Below are 19,796 nucleotides of genomic sequence, written 5' to 3' on the forward strand. Positions count from 1 at the left end.
CATAACTGATAACCCATAACTGATAACCCATAACTGATAACCCATAACTGATAACCCATAACTGATAACCCATAACTCATACCCCCAAAATGGACATAAAAAAAAGATTTGATCGCATCCTCAGTATATTCATTCACTTACAATCCAAACCGATTGTAACTGCTCAGGAATTGGCAGATCGATTTGAGGTGAGTCTGCGTACCATTTACCGAGACATTCGCTCCTTAGAGCAAGCGGGGGTACCCATTTATAGTGAAGCTGGAGTCGGTTATGCTGTGGTGGATGGATATAAGATTCCTCCGACGTTATTTACCCGCGAGGAGGCTTTGAGTTTTGTGGCAGCAGAAAAAATTATGCAGGTCTATGTGGATCAAGAACTCAGTGATCACTTTACTTCAGCTTTATTTAAGATGAAAGCGGTATTGCGCTCTTCTCAAAAAGCAGAAGTATCGGGGATTGCACCTGCAGTTGTTATGCGTTCTAATAAAACGGTTTTCAATAAGAAAGTACCTTCTGCCTTATCTACCTTGTTTAAGAGTATCTCGCTAAAACAGCAAGTTCGCATTGCATATCTCGCGGGAGTGGAAACAGAGGCTACCTTTCGCATAGTGGAACCTATAGGTGTATTCCACGAAAATAGCTTTTGGTATTTCATGGCCTATTGTCATTTGCGTCAATCGTATCGTCAGTTTCGATCGGATCGCATTCAGTCTATTGAATTGCTTGAGGAGCTATTCGCCTTAGAGCATGGAGCGTTAGAACTGTATTTGCCTAACCGCAATCTAGAGCGAAATTTAGAGGTGCGTATTTTGGTGTCAAAACAAATGGCTGCTTATTTGGTTTGGGAGCGTAAATACTATGGTTTTGTGGAAGAAATCGATCGAGGTGAACAAGTTGAAATGCAGTTCAAAATGAAAGATTTTAACAATGGATTTCCCCGTTGGTTCTTGATGTTTGCTGATCATGCGGAGATTATTGAACCAATCGAATTGCAAGAAAAAGTAATACAGTTATTAGAACAGAGTTTAGAAAAACACAAAAAATAAAGTCCTTTCATTTTAATGAAAGGACTTTATTTTTTTAGAATGTTTCCCAGAAATAAGGGGGTTCGATTCCCAATGCGCGTAAATACACATAGGCTTGCCCGCGGTGGTGAATTTCATTGTCGATGAAGTAAAAGACGTGCTGTTGAATCTTTAAGTCGTGTTCTCCGAATAGCACAAAGTTGTTTTGAAATTGAGCTTCAGTAAGAAGGGGGAATAAAGCGTTAATCTGAATGGTGTCTTCATCCCATTGTTTTAAAAGTTCTGCTTTAGAGTTAAACGTTGGTTTTTCGTCAAATTTGGTAATTTGATTGGATGTAATAGACTTTAATGAGGGAACTGCAATAGCAATTAGTTCAGCGCACATCATAGAAAAAGGACGCATTCCTCCAAGGGTGAAATTGAATAAATCATGTTCTGGAAAAGCCTCGATTACGCGTCTTGTTAAACTTCTTTGGCCTTGCCAGTACTGTAAAAGTTGTTCTTTGGAAATAATAACTGTGTTCATTTGTGGTGTATTTTTCTTTGTTATACCGCAAAGATAGAATGGAGGATTGACAACGGTTTGTCAGGAGGTTTTGGTGAAAATTATTTTTTATAGACCTAGTACCACAAACACAGAAAAACGTTTTATAATTAGTATTTTTGTCTTTCAAAGAAATTATTATGAAGTATTCTCGTCTGACAAAAGAACAATTTGAGGAATTACATCCGGAATTTGTAAAATTTTTAGCTGCACAGCAAATCGATAAAAATGAATGGGATAAGTTAAAAGAGGAAAAGCCAGAAGTTGCTGAACAAGAATTAGATGTGTTTTCAGACTTGATCTGGGAAGGTGTTTTGAGTAAGGCTCAATATTTGGAGCACTATTCAAAAAATCATATTTTCTTATTTGGGTTTGATGAGCAATACATCAATACCATTGTGATTAAAACGCTACAACAAGATATTGATTTCTTAACGCAAGAAGGATTGCAATGGCTGTCTGAAGCTGTGTTTACGGCCGACGTGGAAGTGAAGCACGGAGGAAAGAACTTTGGATCAGATCGCAATGCAGAAATTTTTGATATCATTCGCCAAGGAGCAATTTTGAGTGATGGCGTATTGTATACCCAATTTAAAGAGATGTTGAAACTGTAACTTAGGTTGTATGGAAGCGAAAAACAAAATTGAGGCCCTTAGAAAAGAATTAAACGAGCATAATTACAATTATTATGTCTTAGATAATGCGACGATTTCCGATTTTGAATTTGATCAAAAATTAAAGGAATTAGAAGCTTTAGAACAAAAGCATCCTGAGTTTTTTGATGCGGATTCACCTACTCAACGTGTAGGAGGAACAATTACTAAAAACTTTGAAACCATTGTACACCGAAACAGAATGTATTCGTTGGACAATTCTTATTCTCAAGAAGATTTATTGGATTGGGAGAAGCGCATTCAAAAGGTATTGGGCGATGTTCCGATGGAGTATACCTGTGAATTAAAATACGATGGTGCTTCTATTAGCATTACGTATGAAGATGGGGTTTTAGTACGTGCGGTTACTCGTGGAGACGGCGTTCAAGGAGATGATGTAACGAATAACATTAAAACGATAAAATCAGTACCCATTCGCTTGAAAGGAACGGACTATCCCAAGAGTTTTGATATTCGTGGAGAGATTGTTTTGCCCTTTGCTGGATTTGAACGCATGAACGAAGAGCTTATCGAAATTGGAGAGCAACCGTATGCCAACCCAAGAAATACCGCTTCAGGAAGTTTGAAATTACAAGATAGTGCAGAAGTGGCTAAGCGTCCATTGGAGTGTTTGTTGTACAATTTAACGGGGTCGGACTTAGGTTTTGAAACCCAATATGAAGGATTGGAGAAAGCGCGTCAATGGGGTTTTAAAGTGCCTACTGTTTCCAAATTGGCAAAAAGTATGGACGAAGTCTTGGCATTTATTGCGCATTGGGACGTACATCGCCATGAATTGCCGTATGAAACGGATGGAGTAGTAGTTAAAGTGAATTCCCTACACGATCAAGAAGAATTGGGATTCACAGCTAAATCTCCTCGTTGGGCGATTGCCTATAAATTTAAAGCCGAACAAGGGGAAACCTTGTTGGAGTCGATTGTATATCAAGTAGGCCGAACAGGAGCCATTACTCCTGTGGCGAATTTAGCACCAGTGCAATTGGCGGGAACTACGGTTCGACGTGCGTCTTTGCACAATGCAGATCAAATAGCTAAATTGGATATTCGCGTAGGCGATTATGTCTATGTTGAAAAAGGAGGAGAGATTATTCCTAAAATTGTTGGAGTAAATACGGCTGTTCGTACAGCAGATTCTCAACCTACTGTTTATATAACTACCTGTCCAGAATGTGATACACCTTTGAAGCGAAACAAAGGAGAAGCTCAGCACTATTGTCCAAATGTATATGGATGTCCCCCGCAAATTGCAGGAAGAATTCAACACTTTATCTCGCGCAAAGCCATGGATATTGAAGGATTGGGCGAAGAAACAGTAGTGTTGTTGTACAAAAATGGTTTAGTAAAAGACTACGCTGATTTGTATGAATTGAAGAAGGAAGATGTGTTGCCTTTAGAACGTATGGCTGAAAAGTCGGCAGATAACTTAATTAAGGGAATTGAAGCTTCAAAAGCGATTCCTTTTGAACGTGTATTATATGCATTGGGTATTCGCTTTGTAGGAGAAACAGTCGCTAAGAAATTGGCGAATCACTATAAATCAATTGATGCCTTAGCTGTAGCACCCATGTTGGAAATGATGATGGTTGATGAAATCGGAGAGCGCATTGCACAAAGTGTTATCGATTTCTTTAGCAATGATATCAACAAACAAACCATTGAGCGCTTAAAAGCGTATGGTGTTCAAATGGTGTTAGAGGAAAAGGAATCTACGGTTGTTTCGGATCTTTTAAAGGGAAAAACGATTGTAGTTTCGGGTGTGTTTACACAGGTTAGTCGAGATGAATTGAAGCAGATGATTGAAGATCACGGAGGAAAAAACGGAAGTTCAATTAGCTCAAAAACGGATTATGTGGTGGCTGGAGATAAAATGGGACCTTCAAAATTGGAAAAAGCCAATCAATTGGGAGTAACGATTTTGACGGAGGAAGCCTTTTTAACTATGATTAAATAATTTGTTGTTAAAGTAGTTAGAATATTATTAGGCTTTTTCTAACTTTACTTCTTATCAAAGAATTATGTTTAGTACTTTCAAAAAGAAAACATTAAAAAAAGCAATTAATCAGGCTACATTAAAAGGAGTAACATCAGATTTTGATGGTAAACCCAAGACGATAGGTATTTTAATTGAAAAGACTGACGTGCCGAAGGTGGATGAATTGATTCAAGCATTACGTCAAAGTGGTGTATCGGCAGATCAGATTAATGTTTTGGTTTATACAGGATTAACCAAGACTAAACAGTTATTAGATCCTTCGTTTAGTATGGGTGATTTCACGCTAACAGGGGAGGTACAGAATCAAGAAGTAAAGCGCTTTATCGATCAACCTTTTGACTGGTTGATTAATTTTTATGCGAAAGATATTGTACCTTTACTATGGGTAAGTGCAAAATCCAAAGCGAAATTTAAGGTTGGTGTTGCGACGGTAACACCAAAAATCAACCACTTTAGTTTAGACATTCAGGAGCTACAAGCGACGCCATATGTTAAACATTTAATGAATTATATAACTATTTTTAAAACGAAATAAACGACTATGCAATCGCTAAAAGGTACGGGAGTAGCTTTGATTACTCCATTCAAAAAAGATAAATCTGTTGATATTGAAGCACTACAACGCTTAGTGGACTACGTAACTCAAGGAGGGGTTGAATATCTTGTGGTTTTAGGAACAACGGGAGAATCAGCTACTTTGACGAAAGAAGAGAAGGAAGTAGTAAAACAGACGGTGATCAAGGCGAATGCAGGTAAATTACCTTTGGTTTTAGGAGTGGGAGGAAATAATACAGCGCAAGTTGTGGAGGAATTAAATCCAGAAAACTTAGCGGGATTTGATGCTATTTTATCTGTGTCACCCTACTATAATAAACCAACACAAGAAGGGATCTACCAACATTTCAAAGCGATTGCACAACAAAGTAGTTTACCTATCTTATTGTACAATGTACCAGGTCGTACAGGAAGCAATATGAGCCCAAAAACGGTTATCCGCTTGGCAAATGAATTTTCTAATATTGTGGGAATTAAAGAAGCAGCGGGAGATATCGTTCAGGGTATGGAATTGATTAGACAGTCAACGCGCAAAGATTTCTTGGTGATTTCGGGAGATGATGCGATTGCATTGCCTTTGACATTAGCAGGTGGAGCAGGAGTTATTTCTGTTATTGGACAAGGAATTCCACAGCCGTTTTCAACGATGATTCGCTTGGGATTGGAAGGAAATATCAAAGAAGCTTTCCCTTTGCAATATCAAATGATGCCTATTATTGATATGATTTTCGAACAAGGAAATCCAGGTGGAATTAAAGCAGTTTTAACCCAAGCTGGTGTAATCGAAAATGAACTAAGATTGCCTTTAGTTCCAGTAGATCAAGATTTAGAACAACGAATAGAAAAAGAATTTATAAAACTCAAAAAATAAAATTATGTTATCGAAAAAATTGCAAGATGCTTTAAACGGACAGATTAAAATAGAAGGGGATTCATCTCAAATTTATTTAGCGATGGCAACTTGGGCAGAAGTTCAAGGATTTGAAGGAATTGCCTCTTTTATGTATGATCAGTCAAATGAGGAGCGCACCCATATGCTTAAATTGGTGAAGTATATCAACCAAAGAGGAGGGGAAGCAACTATTCCAGCAGTAGCAAAGCCTGAGTTGGATTATGCTTCATTCAAAACGCTTTTTACACAATTATTTGCACACGAAGTATTTGTGTCAAAAAGTATCAATGAATTAGTACATATAGCGTTAGAAGAACGCGATTATGCAACACATAACTTCTTACAATGGTATGTATCCGAACAAATAGAAGAAGAAGCAACAGCACGTACAATTCTAGACAAGATTAATCTAATTGGCGATGATAAAGGTGGACTTTATTTATTCGACAATGATATGAAGAGCTTTAGGGGAGATGCAGGTGCAACTTCTGCTACGGTTTAATGGATAAAAAATAGGGATAAAAAGATGCCAATAGGCATCTTTTTAGCTTTAAAATAATGAGCTATGTTTAGTGAGAGAATGAATATTTACAAACAAAAATCAGCTAAATTTATGGTGTTCTTTGTTTGTCTAATCCTGTTTTTTTTTAGTGTGCTAACTGGAGATTATTGGTTTTTGGGATCACTTCTAATTTTAGTGCTTCTAATTTATTTGTATACTACCTCTTTTGATTACACAATAGGACATACAGAAACTTCGTTAATCTATGGTGTGCGAAAAAAATACGAGATTCGCTTGGAGGATATTCAGGAAGTATTCGTTGATAATCTTGATTATATGGGGAAATTCGGCGGATACGGTTACCGTAAATTTCGCAAGCAATCGGCCTATGTTTTTAATGATTCGGGTAATTTTTTATGTGTAAAGACTGTGGATCGAGATTATTTTTTCTCAATTGACGATAAACCATATTGGAGTAATTGGTTGGAAAAAAGAAGGAACCTACCTTCAGATGTACAATCGTTTACTAAAATATCTTGTTAAAATAAAATAAAAAAGAGCTTTTTTTCTTTTTAGTAAAGAAAGGTTTTTGTATAATGCAATTATATAACTAAATTTGCAGTTGCTATTGAAGTGCTATAACTCAAACAGGTGATTGTTTAATACCGAATAAACGAAATGAAAAAATACATCGGATTATCTCTTTTGGCTTTGACTTTTGTAGGGTGTTCACCCTTGCAAAAAGCAATGAAATCAGAAGATTTAGAATTCAAAAAGGAAGTTGCTAATCAATACTACGAACAACAAAAGTATAGAAAGGCTATCCGATTATACGAACAAGTAGAGACTTCGTTTAGAGGTCGACCAGGGTATGAGGATATGTACTTTAACTTTGCGGAAGCTACTTATGTAACGAAAGATTATATGTTAGCAGCTGAGCGATTTAAGTTATTTGCAGCTACTTATCCTAGAGCGGAACGCAGAGAAGAAGCTTTATTAAAAGAAATTAAATGTGGAGTAGAATTATCTCCCGTTTATTCTTTGGATCAAACGATCACCAATACAACGATTGGTAAATTGCAAAAATTTATTGACCAGTATCCTGGTTCAGATTTCATTTTTGAAGCTAATTCAATCATGAGTGAAATGAATAAAAAGCTGGAACAAAAATCGTTTGAAAATGCCAAGCAATTGAATACAATTGGAGCGTATACTAGAAATTACGGCGCGGCTATTGTAGCTTTAGATAATTTTATCTACGATTTCCCAGGAACGGAGTATAAAGAAGATGCTTTATATTACAAATTGGATTCAGCTTATAAACTAGCGATGAATAGCGTTTATAGCCGATTGGAAGAGCGATTGAATAATGCAAAGGGAATGTACGATGCATTGATTCGTTTTAACAGTGAAACAAAATACAAAGAGAAAGCAGATAAAATGCTTGCAGAGATAAACACAGAATTACAAAAAATTTCAAAATAACCTAAGCGTAAAATGGATTTAAAGAAAACAACTGCTCCAGTAAACACAATTACTTATAATAAAAGTAAAATTGAAGAACCAACTGGTAATATCTATGAAGCTATTACTATTATCGCAAAAAGAGCAAGTCAAATCAACGTTGAAATTAAAAACGAATTGATTGATAAGTTAGAGGAGTTTGCTACTAACAATGATAGTTTAGATGAGGTTTTTGAAAATAAAGAACAAATTGAAGTATCAAAGTTCTATGAAAAACTTCCGAAAGCTCAAGCATTAGCAGTAGAAGAATGGTTGGAAGGAAAAGTTTCATTCAAAGAAGTTAACAAATAGCATATACTAGAACATGTCAGTGTTAAGCGGAAAAAAAATATTACTAGGTGTAACTGGTGGAATTGCCGCTTATAAAACGGCAAGTTTAGTACGTTTACTTATTAAAGCAGGTGCCGAGGTTCAAGTAATCATGACACCTGCTTCTCATCAATTTGTTACCCCGTTTACTTTATCCACTTTATCTAAAAAACCAGTGTATACGGAGTTTTTTAATGCAAAGGATAGTGGAACATGGAATAATCACGTAGAATTAGCCCTTTGGGCGGACATTATGCTTATTGCGCCTGCAACCGCTAATGTATTAGCTAAAATGACTCATGGTCTATGTGATAACCTACTTTTAGCGGTGTATATGTCTGCTAAATGTCCTGTTTATATAGCGCCTGCTATGGACTTAGACATGTATGTACACCCGTCAACAGAACGAAATTTAGCTACTTTATCATCTTATAATCACGTGATAATTCCTGCAGAAGAAGGGGAATTAGCGAGTGGATTAGTAGGACAAGGTAGAATGGCAGAACCGGAAACGATTGTTGCTGTACTGCAAGATACTCTACGCCAAGATTTACCTCTTCAAGGAAAAAAAATATTAATTACAGCAGGTCCTACATACGAACCAATCGATCCCGTGCGTTTTATAGGGAATCACTCTTCCGGAAAAATGGGGTATGATATCGCGAAAGAAGCAGCCAAACAAGGGGCAACAGTTATTTTAGTTAGTGGACCAACGAATCAAAAGATTGAAGATTCTCGTGTTCAAGTGATTTCTGTCATGTCTGCATCGGAGATGTACGAGGCTTGTCATCAGTATTTTGATGAAGTCGATGCTGTAGTCGCCGCTGCCGCAGTGGCGGATTATCGCCCAAAAGAGGTGGCTACTCAAAAAATAAAAAAGAATGCTGAAGCGTTTACGATAACCCTGGATAAGAATCCAGATATCTTAGCTTCTTTAGGTGCGATTAAAAAACAACAATACCTCATTGGTTTTGCCTTGGAAACGGAAAATGAAGTGGAACACGCCAAACAAAAGATAACCAAGAAAAATCTAGATTTGATCGTGTTAAACTCGCTCAACGATACGGGGGCAGGTTTTGGAAAACCAACGAATAAGGTTACCTTTATTGATCGCAATTTTGTAGTTCAACCCATGGAATTGAAATCAAAAGAGGCCGTTGCTCAAGATATTGTCAATAAAATCATTCAACACTATGAATAAACTTTTTGGACTTTTCGCTTGTTTTTTTCTTTGGATTGGCACTTGTCAGGCACAAGAATTAAACGCTAATGTAAGTGTGAATTTTGCACAAGTAGGAAATGCACATCAAAATTATTTCCGAACCTTAGAAAAGTCCTTAAAAGAATTGTTGAATCAAACAACCTGGACGTCTCAACGCATCAATTCCAATGAAAAAATAGATTGTACCTTTTTGTTGACCGTTAGTTCGTTTGACAATAACACTAATATTTCAGGTACTCTGCAAGTACAATATGGTCGTCCTATTTTCAATACGACCTATACTAGCCCTGTGCTAAACTTTAACGACAAAGATATTGCCTTTAGCTATACTGAATTTGAGCCGTTGCGTTATAGTTCAGGTACATATGAATCCAATTTAATTTCCTTAGTTTCTTTTTATGTTCATGTTATTTTAGGAATGGATGGTGATACTTTTGCTAAAGATGGTGGGAGTGCTTATTATCAAGAAGCATCTATGATTGCTTCAATGGCGCAACAATCAGGGGCAAAAGGATGGAAACAAGGGGATGGTACCAATACGCGTTATACACTGATTAACGATTTAACTTCAGGAGCAAGTAGACCTTTTCGCGAAGCATTATACAAATATCACCGTTTGGGCTTGGATACGATGAGTGAAGGCCTAGAAGAAGGTCGAGATGGTGTATTTAAAGGGCTAGAAGATTTGAGACAGTATAATGCTGTTCGATCTAATTCACTTTTAGTTCGCGTGTTTTTTGATGCGAAAACGGAAGAATTAGTCAACCTTTATAGCGGAATTGCAGATCGCAACAAGAAGCGTGTGACTGAAATATTACATGCAATATCTCCTCTAAATGCTTCTAAATGGAATAATTTATAAGTATCTTTCACTCTAAAATTTAATCGTTTCGGCTTATGCTTACTTCATTGAGTATAAAAAATTTCGCTTTAATAGACCATTTAGAAATTGAATTTTTTAAGGGATTTTCTATTATTACGGGTGAAACTGGCGCTGGAAAGTCAATTGTTCTAGGCGCATTAGGTCTTTTACAAGGGAAACGCGCAGATTTAGGCTCCCTCAAAAATAAAGAAGAAAAATGTGTGATTGAAGGACAGTTTCACGTAGATCCATATAAATTAGAAGAACTCTATTCTTTCTTGGATATGGATTATGAACCTGTGACTATCATTCGAAGAGAAATTTTACCTTCAGGAAAATCGAGGGCTTTTGTTAATGATTCTCCTGTTAACTTGACGGATTTACAAGAGTTAAGTGCGGTGTTGTTGGATATTCACTCTCAACATCAAACCAGTGAATTGAGTGAAGAAACTTATCAAATCAAAGTGATTGATGCTATCGCTAAGAATGAAGAAATTTTAGAAGAGTATCAAAAGCAATTGAAATTATATAAAACGTCAGTTAGCGAACTCAAACAGTTAAAAGAAGAAGAAATCGAATTGCTAAAAGAACAGGATTACAATGCCTTTCTTTTAGAAGAACTTGAGGCTCTTCAATTGGGAACAGTTGATCAAGTAGAGCTGGAAAGTGAATTCGAAAAATTAAATAATGTTGAGCATGTACGCGAAAACTTTGCGTTGGCAACACAACTATTAACAGCTGATCAGGTGGGGATTATTCAAGGCTTAAAAGAATTGCGTCAAACCCTACAAAAAACAGCTGTAGTTTCTAAAGATTACGAAGAACTTTACAATCGTGTAGTGAGTGCGGAAATTGAATTGGCGGATTTAGCGAATGAAATTGAGCGTGAAGTGGATCATGTGGTCTCGGATCCTGAACGACTAACTGTTTTGCAAGAGCGTTTGCAAGTGTTGTATGCTTTGCAGAAGAAACATCAAGTGAATTCCGTAGAGGAGTTAATTGCCATTGAAACGGGCTTACATGACAAAGTGTTTCAGGTTGGAGAAGTACAAGATAAGATTGTAGCCGTTGAAAAACAAATCGCGTCTTTATTGCTCAAGTTAGACCAATTAGCCGATCAGTTGTCTCAGGCAAGACAACAAGTAATTCCCGCTTTGAAAGCACAGCTAATCGAAATATTGACGTTAGTTGGAATGCCACATGCTACGTTCCAGTTTGATTTTAAAACGGTCGATCAGTATTTGAATAACGGAAAAGATCAAATGCAATTGCAATTTTCGGCAAATAAAGGGATGGATTACGGCTTGCTGAAGAAAGTGGCTTCTGGAGGAGAGTTGTCTCGTATTATGTTGGCAATTAAAGCAATTTTAGCGCGTTATTCTAATTTACCAACCATTATTTTCGATGAAATCGATACTGGAGTATCAGGAGAGATTGCAGATAAAATGGGAGTCATCATGAAAGATATGAGTACCCTGATGCAGGTTTTTGCCATTACGCATTTACCTCAAATTGCAGCGAAGGGACACCAACATTATAAAGTATTTAAAGCCTCTGAAGGGGATTCAACTACTTCAAAATTAATTCAATTGGATCAGGAACATCGCGTAGAAGAAATTGCTCAGATGTTGTCTGGAAAAGATATTACCGAATCAGCCTTGCAACACGCAAAGGAGTTGTTGAACAGTTGACAGAAGATGATCAATATAGAAAAACCATCCCCTTGAAGGGATGTTTTTTTTGTTTTTTGATTGTTGTTTTTTGTTCGTTGATATTTTCATTTAAAGAAAATACCTTCTTATTTTAGAAAAATCTATCGATACCTCATAACAGATCACTGATAACTGGAAAAAAAAGCGACAAAAACATTCTTGTTTTTGTCGCTTTTTTTATTTTTTAGGCTGTTCAAAAATAGTATGAGTAGCACTTTGTTTTTCAATCACTCTAAAGTAGCCTAAGGCTTCTTTTTCAGGTGTTGTTTTATTTTTCATGTTTCCAATAATGCGACCGCTAGGTACTTGGAAAGGTCCACCTCCATTGCCGATAGCATCAAAAAAGCTCAGGGCGAAATCGTGGTAGTTTCTTGAAATTTGCGCAAATTCAATTTCTACTTTTTCTCCTGGACGTGCATCTTCATCTATGATAAACAGCGATTCCATTTTATTGCCTTTAGAGTATTCATTAGATAATACACGTGGTTGTGGAGCTTTTGAGGCGTATTGATAAAAGAAATAGTAGTAATTTAGGTTTTGATTTGCACGTGGTGTATCTTGGTAATAAACGCGTAATACATAGTAATCTTTCTCAAAGTATCTTTCGCGTTCTTGTGTAATTTCAAGAATTTCAGGACTTGAGCTATAGGTTTCAGTTGCTTCATATAGGTCATTGTCGTATTCTATTTGTAACTTGAAGGTATCACCATCTACTGGTTTGTTAATTTCTGTGGTGTAGTAACGTCCAGTTTGAGCTAATTCACGCAATAGAAATTGATTGCCTTGTTTGTCGCTAATACGTACAATAGCGTTGTTCACAGGAGGTATTTCTAGATTAAAATAATCTGTAGTCAAACTCAATCTGACAAATACAGTGTCCGTAGCTCCCATTTTGTTGAAGTCTAAATTTCCTTCCACAACCAATCTCGGTTCAGCCGTTGGTAAATCAATATCAATGATTTTCGTACACGAAGTCAATGAAACGGCTAGAAAAATAAGTATATAGGGTAAAACTCTCATGTGCTTAAAATTTAAAATTGTAGGTAACACTTGGTACTAAACCGAAGATAGACATTTTTTCTGCCTCATTTTTTCCTCGGATGTCTTCATTTTCTCTAAACGAGATAGAAGCAGCATTGTATCGACTGTATAAGTTGTAGATTCCAAATACCCATTCTCCTTTCCAGCGTTTTGTTGAATTTGGTTTTGGCGTATACGTAGCGGAAACATCCAAATGGTGATAAGCTGGCATATTGTTCGCATAGCGATCTCCAAATTTAGGTACACGTAGTCCTAAGTATTCATATTGTCCTTCAGGATAGGTGATTGGACGTCCAGATTGAAGAGTGAAACTTGCACTAAAGGTCCATTTAGGATTGTATTCATACATAGCCGTAATAGATAAATCATGTAGTTTATCATAAGCAGCTCTATACCAATCTCCGTTGTTAATTCCTGGTTCGTCAGCCGTTCTTCCTGGAGTTCGTTGTTCTGCTCTTGATAAAGTATAAGCTACCCATCCCGTTAATTTGCCCAAGTTTTTTCTGAAGAGTACTTCTAATCCGTAGGCTCTTGCTTCTCCGTTGAGGATTACGCGTTCAATAGCTTCGTTACCCACTAATTGAGCACCATCAATATAATCAATGCTGTTCTTTACTTTCTTGTAAAAAACTTCTGTTTCTAAACTGAATTTTCCGTCTGCAAAGTTTTGGAAATAACCCAACGCGACTTGATCCGCTAATTCAGGATCTGTGTATTTTCCACTAGGCGTCCAAATGTCCAAAGGCGTTGGCGCAGCCGTATTAGACATCAGATGGATGTATTGTGTCATGCGGTTATAACTTGCTTTGATGGACTGGTTGTCATTGAGGATATAAGCAATTCCAAGGCGTGGTTCCAGATTGTTGAAATGTTCAATGGATTTGTTTTTCTTATAATAGGTCGTTTCTAGGATATCAGCCATTTTATACACTCCCAACTGCTGGTCGTACCAAACGGGTTGATTGTTTGCATAGGTATGTTCAATTCCCTTTCCTTTTGCATTGAAGTGAGAGAAACGCAAGCCGTAGTTCACGCTAATATGTTGACCAAAATTTTGTTCTGCTTCCACGTACACACTACTTTCCGAAGCGTATTTGTTGTCAATTTTTTTATAATTGATGGAAGAGTCGCTCTTTGTTGGTTTGATGGTTCCAGGGTAAAAGATATACTCTGTATGTCCAACCCCATAGCGCAATTGTAAAGCAGAATTAATATCGTGTAAAAAGTCGTATTTTATTTGGGTACTTTTGATTCCATTCGTCCAATTAAATCCAACTAAATCCAAATCTAAGTCATAAGTATATTGACTCGTCGAAAGTGTAAGATTACCTCTCAAGTTGTCATGATACATCGTTTGCCAATCTAAGGTCGCAGCTAGATTACCAAAGCTGTTTTTCATTAAATCTTTGAAACTGAAAATATCTTTTCCGTAATAAGCAGAAAAGTAAATTTTATTCTTTTTGTTGATATCAAAACTCAATTTTGTATTGATGTCATAGAAATAAGCAGAGTTTTTATTATCTGTCATTTTTAGGAATAAGTGAGCATAGGAACCACGTCCTGCAATCAAAAAGGAGGATTTTCCCTTTTGAATAGGTCCTTCGGCTAATAATCGGCTAGAGATTACTCCGATTCCCCCTTCAAAAGCGTAATCGTTTTTATTTCCTTCCTTTTGATTTACATCTAATACAGAAGAAGCTCTTCCTCCAAAACGAGCGGGAATTCCTCCTTTATACAATTTTAAATCGCGAATAGCGTCTGAGTTAAAAATAGAGAAGAATCCAAAAAGGTGAGAAGAACTATAAACGCTAGCTTGATCCAATAGAATTAAGTTTTGTCCAGCACTTCCACCGCGAACATTAAATCCAGCGGCACCTTCCCCAGCGTTTGTTACACCTGGAAGTTGAAGGATTGACTTTAAAATATCCGTTTCCCCAAGTACAACAGGCATTTTTTTGATTTCTTCCGTACTCAATTTGTTGACGCTCATTTCGGGTTTTCGAATATCAACTTTGTTTTTATTTTGTACAATAACCACTTCAGATAATTCTGAATTATCTGTGGTAAGCGCAAAATCTAAGGTTTGGTTTTTAGTTAAATTTACTTTCGTAAACTTATCGGCATAACCAATATAAGATACTTTTAAGGAGTAAGTTCCTTCTTTTAAGGAGATGGAATACTGTCCTTTTTCATTTGTTATGACGCCGTTATTGATTTCATCAATGTAAATCGTTGCGCCAATTAAAGGTTCACGGTTGTCTTTTATGGTCCCTTGTAAAAGGTAAGTCGACTGACCTTTCATTCCCATCGTGATAAAGAACAAGGCACCTAGTAAAAATGCCGTTCTGAGTTGATTAGGTATCATCATAGTTTGATAATTAATTCGAGTACGAAAATAGTTAAGTTTTAGGGGTTTTTAAGAAAAGAATATGTAAAAGGTTGTTTTTTTATCTTAATGGTTTTTGTATAAGTTTTTTGCAATCAATGTGTTGGATGGAGTACCTTTAGTCCATAAACAAATTACAATGTGGAGATGGTATTCTAATATATGGTATCGCAATATTTTCGGGTTATTAACTTTGTGTTTGATTTTTGGATTTATTCAATACACGAGTTTAGGCGATAAGACGATTCGAGAGATATTGGTGGAGATGGTTCCTGCCATTTCTTTAATCTACTTTTTGATTTATCTTAATAATGTTTTCATTATCAAGCGATTTCTATTAGTGAAAAAGTATGAATCTTTTTTGCTTTGGTTTGTTGTATACTTAGTGTTTGGCGTGTTTTGCTTGAGTCAATATGCCATTTATATAGGAGAGTTTAAATCGATCCTTCTTGAAATAACTAATACGTTGTTTTTTACTATTTTGGGTACAGGTACTTATTTTATTCATCAATGGGCATTTCAAAATATAACCTTACGCGAACGAAAATTGGCCAATACTGTGGCAGAATTAGACTTTTTGAAAATGCAATTGAATCCGCACTTTCTGCTGAATGCTATGAATAATCTATATGGTGAAGCATTGACAAATCCCAATGATACACCTAATCGCATCTTACAGCTTTCTCACTTGTTTCGCTATCAAATAGAGGCAAGTAAGAAAGAAGAGGTACGGTTGGAGTTAGAAATTGACTTTGTAAATGAGTATTTAGATTACTACAAATTTACCAGTGATTCTCTTGTAGTAGATATAGAGTATCAAGGAGATTTAGAAGCTTATAATGTACCTCCTTTGTTGTTTTTTAGTTTAGTTGAAAACGCAGTGAAATTTAGTTTGCAAACGGAACAACCGTCTATTTCAATTCGATGGAAAGAAGAGAAAGGGAAAATATATTTTGAAATCACCAATAGTTGCTTGCCCATTGACAAACAAAAAAAAGGAACAGGGTTAGGATTGAATAACTTAAGAAGGCGATTGGAAGTGTCTGGAATACACGCTCGATTTGACGTAGAAGATCAAAAGAATTTATATAAAGCAAAACTTACATTATGGGGACTAAATACAAATGTTTAATCGTAGACGACGAAAAACCAGCACATCAAGTTTTGACGAGTCATATCAATCAATGTGAAGATTTAGAATGTGTAGGCAATGCCTTTTCTGGTAAAGAAGCTTTACTTTTTTTACAAAAAAATGAAGTAGATATTCTGTTATTAGACATTAATATGCCGTTAATTTCAGGATTGGAGTTTTTGGATATGTTAGCAGTGAAGCCTATTACAATTATAACTACCGCCTATTCGGATTTTGCTTTAGAATCTTATGAGAAGGACGCGGTTGATTATTTGTTGAAGCCCATTTCATTTGGCAAATTTTTAAAAGCCATTGAAAAAGCAAAAATATTTTGTAAAGACAGGAGAGAGTCTACCGATGTAGTGAAAGATAATGTGTTGAAAATTAGAGAAGATGGAATGGATATTCTCTTGGATATGGATGAAATCCTCTTTATTGAGAGTGCGGGGAATTACATTAAAATATATGTAGAGAACCGCAGTAAAAGTTATTTCGTTTATGGATCGTTGATTAGTATAAAAACGGAATTACCCGACTATTTTATACAAGTACATCGTTCGTTTATTGTCAATCGCAAGCACATAGTGAAAAAGGAATTGGGAAAAGTAACCTTACTTGCTGCTATTGAGGTACCTGTAGGAAGAAAATATCAGATTTTGATTGAATAACAGAGGAAATTGTTTTTTTGTTTTTCTGCAGGGGGCTTTTTTGTTTTAATTCTCTTGCTAAAAAAATGGTGCTTTTTATAATAGAGAGCAAACTATCTGTTTCAGGTGATTTGAACAACATCACGAGATGCAAAAAGTCTTTTTGCAATATTTTTTGTAGTATTTTCCTTGAAAAAATAGTGTGTTATATTTTGGATATAAAGATAGACTGGAAGTTGTGGATGTTCATGAAAAAAATAGAATCATATAAATTAGATCTACCTTGAAGCTAGATCTAATTTTTTAGACTAGCCTTATAAGTTAGAAATGCTGGTTGATTTTTTTAGCTTTCGCTGTCCTAAAATACTAATGGCAATGCAGGCAAGTGCAAGAGTAAGTGATCCAATTTCTAAGGTTTGTTTATAGAGGAATTGGTCGATGTTTTGAACCATTAGTATCATGCCGACGACTAGGATTAAAAAAGTAAGACTCCGTAAAAAGGAGGTTGAAAATCGATTCATAAGTAGAGTATTTATGGTTAATAGGTTTAAATATAGCTAATTATGCTCTATTTTCAAAAAGATTAAGGAATAAAAAGAGTTGCAAAAAAGGGATAAAAACAAAAAGTCTGTCGATGATCGACAGACTTTTTTATGTTTGAAACTAGTATGATTTCCGATTATAAATGGATTACTTCACCGTATGCATCAGCAACAGCTTCCATTACTGCTTCACTCATTGTTGGGTGAGGGTGAACAGCTTTAAGGATTTCGTATCCTGTTGTTTCTAATTTACGAGCTACAACTGCTTCTGCAATCATATCCGTAACACCAGCACCAATCATGTGACATCCTAACCACTCTCCATATTTTGCGTCGAAAATAACTTTTACAAATCCGTCAGGTGTTCCTCCAGCTTGTGCTTTACCAGAAGCTGAGAATGGGAATTTTCCTACTTTGATTTCGTATCCAGCTTCGATTGCTTTTTTCTCTGTTAATCCAACAGAAGCAATTTCAGGAGTAGCATACGTACATCCTGGAATGTTTCCATAGTCTAATGGTTCAACATGGTGACCAGCGATTTTTTCTACACAAAGGATTCCTTCTGCAGAAGCAACGTGTGCTAAAGCTTGTCCAGGAACAACATCTCCAATTGCATAATATCCAGGGATATTCGTTTGGTAGAAATCGTTTACTAAGATTTTATCTCTATCTGTAGCAATTCCTACTTCTTCTAAACCGATATTTTCAATATTCGTTTTGATACCCACCGCTGATAAAACGATATCTGCTTCGATGATTTCTTCTCCTTTTGCTGTTTTTACAGTTGCTTTTACTCCTTCTCCAGTCGTGTCAACTTTCTCAACAGAAGCATTTGTCATCACTTTAATTCCAGCTTTTTTCAATGAACGCTCAAATTGTTTAGAGATATCTTCGTCTTCTACAGGAACAATATTTGGCATGAATTCAACAACAGTTACATCAGTACCCATTGCGTTATAGAAATAAGCAAACTCAACTCCAATTGCGCCAGAACCAACCACAATCATTTTCTTTGGTTGTTTTGGCAAAGTTAATGCTTGACGGTATCCGATTACCTTTGTACCATCTTGAGGTAAGTTTGGCAATTCTCTAGAACGAGCTCCTGTTGCGATGATAATATGGTCAGCACTGTACTCTGTTACTTTTCCATCTTTATCTGTTACGTCAACTTTCTTTCCTGGTTTTACTTTTCCAAATCCATCGATAACTTCAATTTTGTTCTTCTTCATTAAGAATTGAACTCCTTTGCTCATTCCAGCAGCAACTCCACGTGAACGTGCAACTACAGCGTCGAAATCTTTATCAACTTCTCCATTAATTGTCAAACCATAATCAGATGCATGTTTCAAGTATTCAAATACTTGTGCAGATTTTAAAAGGGCTTTCGTCGGGATACATCCCCAGTTTAAGCAAATACCTCCTAAATTTTCTCTTTCAACTACTGCGACTTTAAAGCCTAATTGAGATGCTCTGATTGCAGTAACGTAACCTCCAGGGCCACTTCCTAAAACAATAATATCGAATTTCATATGTATGTATTTCTATATTTTACGCTACGAAAATAATCAATTATTTCCGTACTTAAAACTTTCGGTTTGAAAAGTTGATAGACAGTAAATTATCGAATTGTAAATTCGAGTTCCAAGAGCGTGAGTTTGTGAATACTATTGTTAACTAATGTTTGAAAACATTACCTATTCTTTAATGGTTGATGATTTTTTTTGAATACAAAAAGTGTGAGCATATCAAAATGGTGTATAGGGTATTCACATTGTGATTCTACCTAGTGAAAAAAGGATAAGTAGGGAGAAAAGGCTTTCGCTTTTATGATTGTGGCTTGGAGATTGTAGCATTAAAATGGTGAATTGAATCAGATTGAAGTTATTGTTGAAATTCTGTATTTATAAAAAAGTGTTGATTTGTTAATTTTCTTTTGCTTTTGATCCTTTGTTTAAGAATAATGAGAAAGAGATTGATCGAATATAGTTCTACTTTTAAAATGTTTATGCTTCTGAAAAATAGTGTTTTACGTAGATTTTTTGATGAGGAGTTGATGAGGGTGAGGTGATAGATTACAAAAAATCTAGGTTATATTTTTTATAACTATTGTTGGATGCGAATCACGACGTTTTTTATGAGTCAGAAATACCTCAATTCTAATACAATATGTCTATGAAAGATTTTTTTTCACAAAGCCAGAACTTTATTGGCGCTCAGCAAACGGGTATTGATCC

General features: G+C 36.0%; 18 protein-coding genes. 14 read left to right on the plus strand and 4 right to left on the minus strand.

Features of this window, described 5'->3' with window-relative positions:
* The first annotated feature begins 89 nt into the window (after positions 1-89).
* The gene (locus HX004_RS17265; protein ID WP_286444050.1) at positions 90-1,046 is read left to right on the plus strand and encodes a helix-turn-helix transcriptional regulator; all 957 of its coding nucleotides are present in this window, start codon (positions 90-92) and stop codon (positions 1,044-1,046) included.
* Between the two features lie 34 nt (positions 1,047-1,080).
* Here HX004_RS17265 and HX004_RS17270 read toward each other — a convergent pair whose 3' ends face one another.
* Positions 1,081-1,551, minus strand: a complete 471-nt coding sequence (locus HX004_RS17270; RefSeq protein ID WP_286444053.1) for a DinB family protein — start codon at positions 1,549-1,551, stop codon at positions 1,081-1,083.
* Between the two features lie 158 nt (positions 1,552-1,709).
* Here HX004_RS17270 and HX004_RS17275 point away from each other — a divergent pair, with 158 nt between their 5' ends.
* The 11 genes from HX004_RS17275 (at position 1,710) to recN (ending at position 11,793) form a co-directional block, all read left to right on the plus strand.
* A complete protein-coding gene (locus tag HX004_RS17275; protein WP_286444055.1) occupies positions 1,710-2,183 on the plus strand; it encodes a DUF6495 family protein in 474 nt (157 codons plus the stop codon).
* A gap of 10 nt (positions 2,184-2,193) precedes the next feature.
* Positions 2,194-4,194: an NAD-dependent DNA ligase LigA gene (gene ligA, locus HX004_RS17280; protein WP_286444056.1), complete on the plus strand. Its 2,001-nt coding sequence runs from the start codon at positions 2,194-2,196 to the stop codon at positions 4,192-4,194.
* Between the two features lie 64 nt (positions 4,195-4,258).
* Positions 4,259-4,771: a DUF6913 domain-containing protein gene (locus HX004_RS17285; protein ID WP_286444059.1), complete on the plus strand. Its 513-nt coding sequence runs from the start codon at positions 4,259-4,261 to the stop codon at positions 4,769-4,771.
* A 6-nt stretch (positions 4,772-4,777) separates the two neighbouring features.
* Complete coding sequence (gene dapA, locus HX004_RS17290; protein ID WP_286444060.1) at positions 4,778-5,662, plus strand: 4-hydroxy-tetrahydrodipicolinate synthase; 885 nt, start codon at positions 4,778-4,780, stop codon at positions 5,660-5,662.
* Between the two features lie 4 nt (positions 5,663-5,666).
* Complete coding sequence (locus tag HX004_RS17295) at positions 5,667-6,185, plus strand: ferritin (protein ID WP_182647713.1); 519 nt, start codon at positions 5,667-5,669, stop codon at positions 6,183-6,185.
* A 63-nt stretch (positions 6,186-6,248) separates the two neighbouring features.
* Positions 6,249-6,728: a hypothetical protein gene (locus tag HX004_RS17300; protein ID WP_286444061.1), complete on the plus strand. Its 480-nt coding sequence runs from the start codon at positions 6,249-6,251 to the stop codon at positions 6,726-6,728.
* A gap of 135 nt (positions 6,729-6,863) precedes the next feature.
* Positions 6,864-7,670 carry an outer membrane protein assembly factor BamD gene (locus HX004_RS17305; RefSeq protein WP_286444062.1) on the plus strand — a complete coding sequence of 269 codons (807 nt, stop codon included), beginning with the start codon at positions 6,864-6,866 and terminating at the stop codon, positions 7,668-7,670.
* A 12-nt stretch (positions 7,671-7,682) separates the two neighbouring features.
* The gene (locus HX004_RS17310) at positions 7,683-8,000 is read left to right on the plus strand and encodes a DNA-directed RNA polymerase subunit omega (RefSeq protein WP_002987014.1); all 318 of its coding nucleotides are present in this window, start codon (positions 7,683-7,685) and stop codon (positions 7,998-8,000) included.
* Positions 8,001-8,013: 13 nt separating this feature from the next.
* Positions 8,014-9,219 carry a bifunctional phosphopantothenoylcysteine decarboxylase/phosphopantothenate--cysteine ligase CoaBC gene (gene coaBC / locus HX004_RS17315; protein WP_286444063.1) on the plus strand — a complete coding sequence of 402 codons (1,206 nt, stop codon included), beginning with the start codon at positions 8,014-8,016 and terminating at the stop codon, positions 9,217-9,219.
* A complete protein-coding gene (porD, locus tag HX004_RS17320) occupies positions 9,212-10,102 on the plus strand; it encodes a type IX secretion system protein PorD (protein ID WP_286444064.1) in 891 nt (296 codons plus the stop codon). Before coaBC ends, porD begins: the two co-directional genes overlap by 8 nt.
* 35 nt (positions 10,103-10,137) lie before the next feature.
* Entirely contained in the window at positions 10,138-11,793 is a 1,656-nt protein-coding gene (gene recN / locus HX004_RS17325; RefSeq protein WP_286444066.1) for a DNA repair protein RecN, read from the plus strand.
* A gap of 198 nt (positions 11,794-11,991) precedes the next feature.
* Here recN and HX004_RS17330 read toward each other — a convergent pair whose 3' ends face one another.
* Both HX004_RS17330 and HX004_RS17335 read right to left on the minus strand, forming a co-directional pair.
* Entirely contained in the window at positions 11,992-12,834 is an 843-nt protein-coding gene (locus HX004_RS17330; protein WP_286444067.1) for a DUF4249 domain-containing protein, read from the minus strand.
* Positions 12,835-12,838: 4 nt separating this feature from the next.
* Positions 12,839-15,220 carry a TonB-dependent receptor gene (locus tag HX004_RS17335; RefSeq protein WP_286444075.1) on the minus strand — a complete coding sequence of 794 codons (2,382 nt, stop codon included), beginning with the start codon at positions 15,218-15,220 and terminating at the stop codon, positions 12,839-12,841.
* Between the two features lie 160 nt (positions 15,221-15,380).
* Between HX004_RS17335 and HX004_RS17340 the strand changes: the two genes are divergently transcribed.
* Positions 15,381-16,373 carry a sensor histidine kinase gene (locus HX004_RS17340; protein WP_286444068.1) on the plus strand — a complete coding sequence of 331 codons (993 nt, stop codon included), beginning with the start codon at positions 15,381-15,383 and terminating at the stop codon, positions 16,371-16,373.
* Complete coding sequence (locus tag HX004_RS17345; protein ID WP_286444070.1) at positions 16,349-17,041, plus strand: LytR/AlgR family response regulator transcription factor; 693 nt, start codon at positions 16,349-16,351, stop codon at positions 17,039-17,041. The genes HX004_RS17340 and HX004_RS17345 overlap by 25 nt, the downstream gene beginning before the upstream one ends.
* A 658-nt stretch (positions 17,042-17,699) precedes the next feature.
* On the opposite strand, the gene lpdA is transcribed toward HX004_RS17345, so the two are convergent.
* Positions 17,700-19,091 (minus strand): dihydrolipoyl dehydrogenase, encoded by a 1,392-nt coding sequence (gene lpdA / locus HX004_RS17350; RefSeq protein WP_286444073.1) that lies wholly within the window; start codon positions 19,089-19,091, stop codon positions 17,700-17,702.
* Between the last annotated feature and the right edge of the window lie 705 nt (positions 19,092-19,796).

The organism is Myroides sp. 1354 (genome assembly GCF_030324495.1).
Classification (GTDB): domain Bacteria; phylum Bacteroidota; class Bacteroidia; order Flavobacteriales; family Flavobacteriaceae; genus Flavobacterium.